Origin of the sequence: Sphingomonas jaspsi DSM 18422, assembly GCF_000585415.1 — a bacterium.
Classification (GTDB): domain Bacteria; phylum Pseudomonadota; class Alphaproteobacteria; order Sphingomonadales; family Sphingomonadaceae; genus Sphingomicrobium; species Sphingomicrobium jaspsi.
On the sequence record NZ_KK073876.1, the window covers coordinates 695,108 to 706,491 of the forward strand.

Sequence of the window (11,384 nt, forward strand, 5' to 3'; positions counted from 1 at the left end):
CATGAAATTGCCCGCCATCGACCGGCGGACCCTGCTGATCGGCGGCGGCGCGGGGGTGGGGCTGGTGGTCGGCTTCCTGGCGTGGCCACGGCGCGAGGGGGCGCCGATGGTGCCGGGCCGCAACGACCGGCTGGTCAACGCCTATCTTCGCATCGCCAGCGACGATCGGGTGACGATCGCCGTGCCGCAGGCCGAGGTCGGGCAGGGCATCTGGACCGGGCTCGCGCAGGTCGCGGCGGATGAACTGGGCGCCGACTTCGCCCGGATGGCGGTCGAGCCAGCCCCTCATTCGGATGCCTATTTCAACAGGCTCGTCGATCCCAAGGTGCCGCTGCGCATCACCGCGCTCGGCACTTCCATCCGATCATTCGAACAGCCGGTGCGCGAGGCTGCTGCTGCTGCGCGCGATCTGCTGGTCCGTGCGGCGGCCGACCAATGGTCGGCGGACCCGCGCGAATGCCGCACGGTCGGCGGCAGGATCGTCCATGAAGCGCGATCGACCAGTTTCGGCGCGGTGGCCGAGGCGGCATCGCGCCTCCGGCCGGCGGATGCGGTCCAGCTGCGCGACGACAGCGACGGCCGACTGATCGGCCAGGCGCTGCCCCGGCTCGACCTTGGCGCGAAGTCCGACGGCAGTTTCCGTTTCGCGTCCGACGTTCGCCTTGCGGACATGCTGTTCGCCAGCCTGCGCAAGGCGCCGTCCGGGGGTCGCATCGTCGGCGCCGACGAGCGCGCGGCTTTGGCCCAGCAGGGGTGCCGAAAGCTGGTCGTGCGCGACGCGTGGGTGGCGGCGATCGCCGACAGCTGGTGGGCGGCCGACCGCGCGCTCGAACGGGCTGCGATCCGGCGCGAAGGTCCGGCGGTGTCCTCCGACGATCTTGCGCAGCGAATGGCGGACGCGATCGGCGGCGGCGCATTCGACCGGATGGTCGACATCGGGGATTATGATGCGGCGGTCGAGGGCTCGCGACCGCTGGCGGCGACCTACAGCATCGCACCGCTGCCGCACCACTCGCTCGATCCGCCGTCTGCGGCGGCGCACTGGACCAACGGTCGGCTCGACCTGTGGGTGGCGACCCGCGTTCCGGACCTCGTCAAGGCCGCGGTGGCCAAGGCGGGCGGGCTGAACGACCGGGACGTCAATGTCTATCCGATGCCGATCGGCGACCAGTCCGGGACCGGGTTCGACGCGTCGATCGCGGTTATTGCCGCTGAACTGGCGCGCGACGCTGGCCGACCGGTCAGCCTGGCGATGTCGCACCGCGATGCGCAGCAGTCCGACCGCGTGCGTCCGCCGCTGCGCGCGGCGATGACCGCGCTGCCGGCGCCCGGCGGCCAGATCAAGGCATGGCGCGCGCGGCTGGCGGGCATGGCCAGTCTTTCCGCTGACCTTGCCGACCTAGGCGGGGGCCGCAAGCCGGGCTTTGCGCCGGCCAGCGCATCGCCGCCCTACGCTTTCCCGTCGCTGCGGGTCGAAACGGTCGATGCCGGCCTGCCGATCGACACGGGATACTGGCGGGGTGGCGACGAGGCGCTGACGACATTCGCGACCGAAAGCTTCATCGACGAAATGGCGCGTGCCGCGGGCATGGATCCTTTCGCCTATCGCCTTGCCAAGCTGGGCGGCGCGTCGCGGCTGGCGCGCGTGCTGACCATCGTGACGGCCAACGGCGGATGGGACGGCGGCGGACCGGGCAGCAGCATGGGCCTTGCCTGCGCGTCGCTGCAAAGCAGCCACATCGCGCTGCTGGCCACCGCCACCATCGGCGCCGACCAGTCTGTCGAGGTCAGCAAGCTGACGGCGGCGGTCGATTGCGGGCGGGTGGTCAATCCAGGGCTAGTTCGCCAGCAGGTGGAAAGCGGCCTGCTGGCCGGCCTCGCCGCCGCGACCGTTCCGGCGCCCGACCGGGTCGGCGGCCTCTGGAAGGCGGTGACCATGACCGGACGGCCGTTCGAACGGCTGGCGAAGGTGCCCGAGGTGGCGGTCGAAATCGTCGGCAGTCGGGCCGATCCCGGCGGCGTCAGCGGGCTTGGCATCGCAGTCATCGCGCCGGCAGTGGCCAACGCGATCTTCGCCGCGACCGGCAGACGCTTGCGAAACCTGCCATTCGACCCCATGGCGGGCTGATGCAGCGTCCCGACGGTCATCCCAGCATTCCCGCCGCCAAGGTCGGCGTCTTGCTGACCAACCTCGGCACTCCCGATTCGCCGGATACGGGTGCGGTGCGGCGATATCTCAGCCAGTTCCTGTCCGACCGGCGGGTGGTCGAAATCCCGCCGATCCTGTGGCAACCGATCCTGCAGGGGATCATCCTTCGTACCCGCCCGAAAAAGAGCGCCGAAGCCTATCGCCAGGTTTGGACCGAGGAAGGTTCGCCCCTGGCCGCCATCACCGCGCGGCAGGCGGTTGGTCTGCAGCAGCGATTGGGCGACAGCGTGATCGTCGACTGGGCGATGCGCTACGGCAATCCGGCGATCGATCATGCGCTCGACCGGCTGTTCAAGGCCGGGGCGACGCGAATCCTGCTGGCGCCGCTCTATCCCCAATATTGCGCGGCGACGACCGCGACTGCCAACGATTATGCCTTTGCGCACCTGGCCGGATGGCGCTGGCAGCCGGCGATCCGCACGCTGCCGCCCTATTACGACGATGCGCTTTACATCGATGCGCTGGCGGCCGATCTCCAACGCCAGGTCGACGCGCTCGACTTTGCGCCGCAGCGGCTGCTGCTCAGTTTCCACGGCATGCCGCAGCGGACGCTGGACCTCGGCGATCCCTATCATTGCCATTGCCAGAAGACCGCACGCCTGCTCGGCGAGCGGATGGCCGTTCCGATCGACGTCGCCTTCCAGTCCCGCTTCGGCCGCGCCAAGTGGCTGGAGCCTGCCACCGACACGGTGCTTAAGGACTATCCGGCGGCCGGGGTGACCCGTGTCGCGATCGCCGCTCCGGGCTTTTCGGCCGACTGCCTTGAAACGATCGAGGAGCTGGGCATTCGCGGCCGCGAAGATTTCGTCGAAGCCGGGGGGACGCATTTCGCCCGGCTCGATTGCCTCAATGATAGCGCTGCGGGCATGGACATGCTTGAACAGCTGATCACGCGCGAACTTGCCGGATGGTGGTCCGCGTCCTAACCAACGAAAAAACGCGAAGGAGAGAGTCATGGCGCGAGTGGCGATCGTTACCGGTGGAACGCGTGGGATTGGCGAGGCGATCAGCATTGCGCTGCGCGACATGGGCATGAAGGTCGCGGCCAATTATGCCGGCAACGACGAACGCGCCCGCGAATTTACCGACCGCACCGGCATTCCTGCCTATAAATGGGACGTGGCCGACCATGACGCTTGCATCGAAGGTGTGAAGAAGGTCGAAGCCGACCTCGGCCCGGTCGATGTGCTGGTCAACAATGCCGGTATCACCCGCGACACGACCATGAAGCGCATGACCCACGAAAAGTGGCAGCAGGTGATGGACACCAATCTCGGCGGTTGTTTCAACATGGCCAAGGCGGTGTTCGACGGCATGTGCGAGCGTGGCTATGGCCGGATCGTCAACATCGGCTCGATCAACGGGCAGGCAGGCCAATATGGGCAGGTCAATTATGCCGCCGCCAAGTCGGGCATCCACGGCTTCACCAAGGCGCTGGCGCAGGAAGGCGCGCGGACCAACGTTACCGTCAACGCGATCGCCCCGGGCTATATCGACACCGACATGGTCGCCGCGGTGCCCGAAGACGTGCTGGCCAAAATCGTCGCCAAGATCCCGGTCCGCCGCCTCGGCAAGGCGGAGGAAATTGCGCGCGGCGTGGCCTTTCTGGTCGATGAGAATGCGGGCTTCGTCACCGGGTCGACGCTGTCGATCAACGGCGGCCAGCACATGTACTGATGGATTTCGGTGCCCCGACAAAGCGGTCGGTGACCATTGCGGGGCACGAAACCTCGATCAGCCTCGAGCCCGTCTTTTGGCAGCAGCTGGAAACGGCGGCGGCAGCGGAAGCGCTGCCGCTCAACGCGCTCATCGCCCGGATCGACGTCGAGCGAATGGACGGCGATCCGCCGCCAAACCTGACCTCGGCCATCCGGCAGTGGCTATTGGCGCGCGCGCTGGAGCAGCGTAGCGGCGAATAAGGCGCCACCGTCCGGGGCATGCTCCAACCACAGCGCCGGCTCGATCAATTCCAGTTCGATTACCTTCAGCGCCAGATCGTTGCCGCGGATCAAGTCGACCCGCGCGTAGGCCGCTTCCGCGGGCGCAGCTGCAAGCGCCGCTTGTGCCAGTTCGATCGCACCGGCGGGCGGATCGCAGGGCTCTTCGCGGCCGCCTAGGTGCGACTGGACGCGATAGTCCCCGGCCTTTGGCCGCTTGACGATGCAGTGGCTGAACTGCCCGCCGAACAGCATCAACGAATATTCGCCTTCGCCGGTGACCGAATGGAGGAACGGCTGGACCATCATCGCCTTGCCCACGACATCGCCCGGTAGGGAATCCGTCGGGCCCAGGCGGTGAGTCCCGTCGGCGCTGGCCGACACTGGCGGCTTGATCACCAATTCGTCCCCGAAATCGGCGCGAGCAGCGGAAAGCGCGGCGTCATCCATCGTGTCGACCAGACGCGTCGCTATGGTGGCGATCCCCTTGTCGCCAAGCTCCGCCAAGTAACGCTTGTCGCTATTCCAGCGCAGCAAGGCGACGGGGTTGAGCGTCGGCACCTGATCACGATCGAGCCGGTCGAGCAGGGCATGCCAGCGCGGCGGGTCTAGGTGGTAGCCCCAAGCCACCAGCGGCGTAACGAGGTCGAAGCCGGACAGGTCGCCGACGTCGGTCCACGGCAATGCCTCGACCTCGGCCCCTTGGGCACGAATGGCCGCGGCTTCGACGTCGAACGCCCAGTCCCATTCCTCGTGGAAGCCGGGCGGCGGTACCAGAACGGCGATACGCATCGGGTTAGTCACTACCCGGGGTTGCGGGATAGCGTCATCGCGACAGCAAAATCCGGGCCTGGCTGGCGATTTGCGACAGCATCGGCGCAGTTACCGTTCCGCCATGCTTGGCGCGTTCGACGAGCGAGCGGAACTGGGCAATGCGGATGGGGTTCTTGTCGACCCACTTCTGCACGCTTTCGTCCGGATCGTCGCTGCGCGTGCGGGACAGGAACTCGATCCGCAGTTGTTCGAAGTCTCGCGCCAGATTGGCTTGCAGCAAGCGTTCCCACTGGTCGGCGGGGGTGAAGCTTGCCACTTGCTGCTGCGCCCAGTCGATGCCCAGCACTTCGCCGAGGCGGGTGTAGGCGCGGGTGATCGCCAGTTCGTCGAGACCCTTGCGCGCGCCCAGCGACGCGATGCCGAAGATACCGTCCAGTTCGTAAAGGCGGACCAGTTCGTCGACGATCTTGCGGTCGCCGGTGATCGCTTCCAGCGCTTCGCGCCGCGCCGCCGCCTCGCCGCGCACTTCGGAGCGGATGAGGACGGCAGCCTGCGCCGCGACCTTGTCGAGGCCGGGCTTCAGCGTTTCGACGATCTTCGACACGAACGTCTCGCCCGCCGCGGCACGGATCAGGTCGCCAAGGTGTGCGCGAACCAGCCGTGCGGCATTGGCGAACAGTTCGATGCGGACCGTCTCTGGCACATCGGCCTGTTCGATCCGCTGCCATAGCGCGGGCAGGCCCAGCAGCCGTTCGGCCGCGAGGAAGGCCGAAACGACCTGACCGATCCCGACGCCTTCCTCTTCGACCATGTCGAGCGCGACGCTCGGCCCAAGGCGGTTGACGAGCCGATTGGCGACCTTGGTCGCGATGATCTGGTGCCGCAGGCGATGGGCGCGGATGGCGTCGGCATGGGCCTTGACCATCGGCGCGGGGAAGGCGGCGAACAGCTCGTCCTCCATCATCGGATCGTCGGCCAACTCAAGCTCTTCGGCCGCGGCCTGCAGCGTCAGCTTCGACATCGACAGCACCACCGCCAGTTCGGGGCGGGTGAGCCCGCGGCCCTCGAGCCCCCGACGGAGCAGCGCGTCGCTGCTTTCCAGCCCCTCGACCTTGCGATCGAGGCGGCCGCTGGCTTCGAGGATTTCGATCGTCCGCACGAAGCCGGGAAGCCCGGCGGGCCCGCGCGCCTCGGCGATCGACAACGCCAGGCTCTGGAGGCGGTTGTCTTCCAGCACGAGGTCGCTGACTTCGTCGGTCATCTTGGCGAGCAGCTTGTTGCGGACCGCTTCGTCGAGCCGGCCGTCGCGCATTTCGCGGTTGAGCGGGATCTTGATGTTCACCTCGTTATCCGAACAATCGACGCCAGCCGAATTGTCGATGAAGTCGGTGTTGATGCGCCCGCCCTGTTCCGCGAATTCGATGCGACCGGCCTGGTTGATCGCCAGGTTGGCCCCTTCGCCGATGACCTTCGCACGGACGTCGCGCGCGTCGACCCGCAGCGTGTCGTTGGCCGGATCGCCGACCTGTGCATTGGTCTGGGTCGACGCCTTGATGTAGGTGCCGATGCCGCCGAACCAGAGCAGGTCGACCGGGCTTTTCAGGATCGCGGTAATAAGGCTGGTCGGGTCGATCGTGTCGACGTCGAGGCCCAGCGCTTCCTTGGCCTGCTTGGTCAGTTCGATCGATTTCTGGCTGCGCGGTACGATCATGCCGCCCTTCGACATGACCTTGCGGTCATAATCGTCCCAGCTGGAGCGCGGCAGGTTGAACATCCGCTCGCGTTCCTTCCAGCTTTTCGCCGGATCGGGATCGGGGTCGATGAAGATGTGGCGGTGGTCGAAGGCAGCCACCAGCAGAATCGATTTCGACAGCAGCATGCCGTTGCCGAATACGTCGCCCGACATATCGCCGCAGCCGGCGACCTTGACCGGGTCTTTCTGGACGTCGACGCCCATCTCCAGGAAATGGCGCTGGACCGAAATCCACGCGCCCTTAGCGGTGATGCCCATCGCCTTGTGGTCATAACCGTTGGAGCCGCCGCTGGCGAAGGCGTCGCCCAGCCAGAAGCCGCGATCGAGCGCGATGGCGTTGGCGACGTCGCTGAACGTCGCGGTGCCCTTGTCGGCGGCGACGACGAAATAGGGGTCTTCGCCGTCATGGATGACGACGCTGTCGGGGTGCGTGACATGATCGTTGACGATGTTGTCGGTGACCGACAGCAGCGAACGGATGAAGATGCGGTAGCTTTCCTTGCCCTCTTCGAACCAGGCGTCGCGATCGACCGCCGGGTTGGGCAGGTGCTTGGGATAGAAGCCGCCCTTCGCGCCGGTCGGCACGATGACCGCGTTCTTGACCAGCTGCGCCTTCATCAGGCCCAGGATTTCGGTGCGGAAATCGTCGCGCCGGTCGGACCAGCGCAGGCCGCCGCGGGCGATCGGCCCGCCGCGCAGGTGGATGCCTTCGACCCGCGGGCTGTAGACCCAGATTTCGCGATAGGGGATCGGCGCGGGCAGGCCCGGCACCTTGGCGCTGTCGATCTTGAACGCCAGCGCTTCGGCAGCCGCCGGGGAAAAAGCGTTGGTGCGAAGCGTCGCGCCGACCACGCTGCGCATCAGGCGCAGGATGCGGTCGTCGTCGATCGCGCGGACGTTCTTCAACGCATCGTCGAAGGCGGTCGACTGCTCGGCCATCGCGGCCTTGCGATCGCCGTCGAATTTCGGATCGTGCGAAGCGACGAACAGGTCGATCAGCGCGCGCGTCGCGGCAGGCGCGCGGCGCAGCGCCTCGACCACGGTCAGCAGGCCGAACGACACGCCGGTCTGGCGCAGGTAGCGGAACCAGGCACGCAGCCAGACGACCGAGCGCGGGTCGAGCCCGGCGAACAGCACCAGCTGGTTGAACTCGTCATCTTCGCTGCGGCGGTCGAGGACCGACGATAGTGCGTCCTCGACCAGGTGCGCGCGGTCGATGACGGATTTGACGTCGCTCTCGCATGGCAGTTCGAGCTGGAAGTCGTGGATGTACCCGACGCCGTCGCGCAATTCGCTAGGCATTTCGTCGATGACGCGGAAACCGAAATTCTCCAGCACCGGCACCGCATCCGACAACGGGATGAGGCCGGACTTGGCGTAAATGTTGAGGTGCAACTGGCCGCCCTTGTCGGTGCGGCTGAGGTAGATGCGCGCGTCGCGGCCTTCGCCGTCGATGCTGGCGAGCCGGATGATATCGCTCGCCGCCTCGCTGGCGCGAATGAGGGAGCGATAGCCTTCCGGGAAGGCATCGGCATAGGTGATCGCAAGGCGGGTGCCCCGGCCCGGGCCGGTCCGTTCGATCAATTCCTCTTCGACGTTGGGCCGCCAGCCGCGGACCATTTCGTCGAGGCGATGGTTGAGATCGGCAATGTCGGGCGTCGGTGCCCACGATTCGATATCGACCGTGTAGCGCAGCAGGGCGAGATCGCCCTCGCCAAGTTCGACCTGCCAGCTGGTGACGCGCCGGCCAGTCACTTCCTCCAGCATTTCGGCAATCGCCAGACGGCGCTGGGTGTTCAGCTCTTCGCGCGGCAGCCACACGAAGGCGAACAGATTGCCCTTCAGGATCGAGCGCAGCAGCAGGATGGCGGGACGCGGACGGTCGGCCAGCGACATGGCCGCTTCGATCAGTTCGCGGCCGCTTTCGGCGCTGATGCTGATCAGCAGGTCGCGCGGTACCGATCCGACCGCATGGCGCAGCGCCTTGCCGCTATGCCCCCGCGGGTCGAACCCGAAATGGCGATCCAGCTCTTTAAGCCGCTGCCGTAGCACCGGGACGTCTTCGGTCGGCTGGGTCAGCGCCTGGCTGGTCCACAGGCCGGCATGGACGCCGATGCCCGTCACCTTGCCCTTTTCGCGGATCGGCACCACGACGAGGTCGAGCGGCACGCGGCGATGAACGGTCGACAGGCGTTCGGCCTTGGTCAGCAGCGGTACCGCGCCGCCCTGTTCGAAGTAGCGAATGGCACCTTCGCTGCCGCCCTTGTCGGTGGCTTCGCCGGGGATAGTGAAGATGCCCAGCTCCTCGCTCGGCTCCTTCCCCGGGCGCTCGACATGGTAGCCAAGCAGCGTCATCGCGCCGTCGGCGAACCATTCAAGCAGCTGCCTTCCTTCGTCATTCTCGACCTCGGCAGCGTCGGCCCGCATCTTGGCCTGCAGTTGCGGCCAGTCGCGAACGGCGGCGCTGACGTCTTTAAGGACCGCGTTCAGGTCGGCGACCAGATCGCGGCGACCGCGCGCGTCGGCGCGGTCGAGTTCGATGTACATCACCGATTCCGCATTGAAACCGGACTGGCCCGCTTCGCCGATCTGCTCGGCGACGCCGTCGGCATTGCGCTTCACGCCGACCACGGGGTGGAGCAGGCGGTGGATGGTCAGTTGGCGCCCGGCGATCGCATTGGCGACCGAGTCGACCAGGAACGGCTTGTCGTCGTTGACGATCGCCAGCCGCATCCGTCGGCGTCCAGCCTCGCCACCGGTCGATTCGAGCTGGATCGTGGGCGATTGCGGGCTGCGCGAGGCCATGGCGCCAGCCAGGAAGTTCGCGGCTTCCAGCCGCTGCTCGGGCCCGAACCCGTCCAGTTCTCCTGGCAACGCATGGTCCGAAAGCGCCTGTTGCAGACGATCGGCCAGCGCCGATCCCTTGCCCGATGTGGCCGTCATGTCCTGTATTTGCTCCGCATGGCTAGCGATTGGGGCGGGGCCTAGTCCCGCCCGCGCGCCAAGGCAACAGGGCAATGCTTGCCGGGAGGGCGCTTTCCCTAGCGGCGGCTGCGACGAAGCGCGCGGTCGAGCAGGGCGTCGTCGCCGACCAGTTCGACCACTTCGTGGACGCCATTGGCGTTGCGACGGGTAATGACCAGCGCGAATTCCTCGTTGGTCGCAAGCTGTGCCAGCGCCAGTGGCGTGGCGGCGCGCAGCCGAGTTTTGGCCAGCACCGCATGGTCGACCGCGTCGGGCTTGTCGGGACGGCGCGCCTTGCGTTCGGCCGCGACCAGGCCCTTGAGGCCGCCGTCGGCATCCTCGAGGAATTTGTGGAAACCGCCGAAATCGACGCCCATGCGTTCGGCATAGGACAGCGCCGCGGCGAATTCGGTAAGGCGGGTTTTGTCGTAATCGACGCCGAAGACGAGCTTGACGATCGGCGTCATCGGCGCGCGTTCCTGCGCCTTTACGCCTGCGTCTTCGAGGATTTCGGCATATTCTTCGGGCACGCGGCGGCACGCCACGGCGAAATCATAGGCCATGTCGAGCGCGCGGTAGAGCGCGGCGCGGCTGCGGCCGTCGGCCTGCTTGCAGACCTCGGCGCTTTCGCGCGCGGCCCACAGGCGGTCGGCAAGGCCGGCGTCGGCGTCGACGCTGATCTCGCTCGCCTCATCATCGGCCGGGTCGGTTTCGATCGCGATGGCGTCGGCCAGCGGCCCGTCTTCCCAGACCAAGTGCGGCACGGCGGCGCCCGCATCGGCACCGGCTTCGACCGGTTCAGCCGCTTCGGCCAGGTCGAGGACGTCTTCGTCCGCCTCGTCGGTTTCGGGTTCGAGCGGCGGCAGCGCGGGGCGGATCACCTGCGCGACCTGTCCGGCTTCCCCGGCATCCTTCCAGTTGATGACGCCGTAGATGAAATCGATGGTGTCGCCGTCGCTGCTGAACGGCATTAGGATGCCGCGGTAGCAGATGTTGTGACCGCGCTGGTTGACGAATTCGGCTTCAAATCCGACCGGAGCGCGGTTGGCGATGATTTGCATATAATGGTCGGTAAGGCGGCTCAGCAGCGAGCGGCCCGGAACGTCGGCGATCGATTTGATGTCGTCGCCCAGCCCGCATTCCTCGCGGATGGCGGTGCCGATGTACGGCGTCGCCGGGTTGTCGCCGCCCTCGGTGAAATCGAGCAGCACGCTATGCGGGCCGAAGTCTTGGATATCGCCCGGCTCGAGATCCTCGATCGAAGGATAGTCGCGCCCATCGAGCAGCGAGCACCAGTAATTATAGGCGCGCACATGCATGCGGCGCTCGTCGGTGCCGATCGCGTTCGACACATCGGGCTCCGGTGCTGCCGGCGTTGCGGCCGGCAGGTCGAAGTCGGACGGGTGATCGGAATAGCTGTCCACGCGTAAAAACCCCGCAAATCTCCAAATCCGGTCCAATTTGAAGGATAAGCGTTGCAAAAGCGTTAAGCATATTTGGCGACGCGCGATGGGTTTCCGGCAAATTCAGGACAGGCTTGCGGGGCGAAACGAGGCCGTGTAGGGGCGCAATCCGCAACGGCCGTCGCGCCCAAGCCGCTTTAGCTCAGTTGGTAGAGCACCTCATTCGTAATGAGGGGGTCACAGGTTCGAGTCCTGTAAGCGGCACCATCCGTTTTATGCGCCTTTGAGAAGGCAAATTCACGGCGACCCTCTTAAAGCACGTTCGTTTGTGGGGTGCGCGTGGG

General features: G+C 66.5%; 7 protein-coding genes and 1 tRNA gene. 5 read left to right on the forward strand and 3 right to left on the reverse strand.

Features of this window, described 5'->3' with window-relative positions:
* Nucleotide 1: 1 nt before the first annotated feature.
* From G570_RS03515 to G570_RS03530, 4 genes are read left to right on the forward strand one after another with little or no spacing between them, the layout of a single operon-like run.
* Nucleotides 2-2,128, forward strand: coding sequence for a molybdopterin cofactor-binding domain-containing protein (locus tag G570_RS03515; RefSeq protein WP_037499201.1), 2,127 nt, complete (start codon nt 2-4; stop codon nt 2,126-2,128).
* Nucleotides 2,128-3,135: a ferrochelatase gene (hemH, locus tag G570_RS03520; protein ID WP_037499202.1), complete on the forward strand. Its 1,008-nt coding sequence runs from the start codon at nt 2,128-2,130 to the stop codon at nt 3,133-3,135. Before G570_RS03515 ends, hemH begins: the two co-directional genes overlap by 1 nt.
* Before the next feature lie 28 nt (nt 3,136-3,163).
* Nucleotides 3,164-3,886 carry an acetoacetyl-CoA reductase gene (gene phbB, locus G570_RS03525; RefSeq protein ID WP_037499203.1) on the forward strand — a complete coding sequence of 241 codons (723 nt, stop codon included), beginning with the start codon at nt 3,164-3,166 and terminating at the stop codon, nt 3,884-3,886.
* Nucleotides 3,886-4,128, forward strand: coding sequence for a ribbon-helix-helix domain-containing protein (locus G570_RS03530; protein WP_037499205.1), 243 nt, complete (start codon nt 3,886-3,888; stop codon nt 4,126-4,128). Before phbB ends, G570_RS03530 begins: the two co-directional genes overlap by 1 nt.
* Here the strand turns inward: G570_RS03530 and G570_RS03535 are convergent.
* The 3 genes from G570_RS03535 to G570_RS03545 all read right to left on the reverse strand — a co-directional run bounded on the left by G570_RS03535 (nt 4,090) and on the right by G570_RS03545 (nt 11,061).
* Nucleotides 4,090-4,938, reverse strand: coding sequence for an ATP-grasp domain-containing protein (locus G570_RS03535; RefSeq protein WP_037499207.1), 849 nt, complete (start codon nt 4,936-4,938; stop codon nt 4,090-4,092). The genes G570_RS03530 and G570_RS03535 overlap by 39 nt on opposite strands.
* Before the next feature lie 34 nt (nt 4,939-4,972).
* The gene (locus G570_RS03540; protein ID WP_037499210.1) at nt 4,973-9,616 is read right to left on the reverse strand and encodes an NAD-glutamate dehydrogenase; all 4,644 of its coding nucleotides are present in this window, start codon (nt 9,614-9,616) and stop codon (nt 4,973-4,975) included.
* A 98-nt stretch (nt 9,617-9,714) separates the two neighbouring features.
* Nucleotides 9,715-11,061 (reverse strand): PAS domain-containing protein, encoded by a 1,347-nt coding sequence (locus G570_RS03545; RefSeq protein WP_156930308.1) that lies wholly within the window; start codon nt 11,059-11,061, stop codon nt 9,715-9,717.
* A 170-nt stretch (nt 11,062-11,231) separates the two neighbouring features.
* Between G570_RS03545 and G570_RS03550 the strand changes: the two genes are divergently transcribed.
* Nucleotides 11,232-11,307 (forward strand) — tRNA-Thr (locus G570_RS03550).
* Nucleotides 11,308-11,384: the final 77 nt, after the last annotated feature.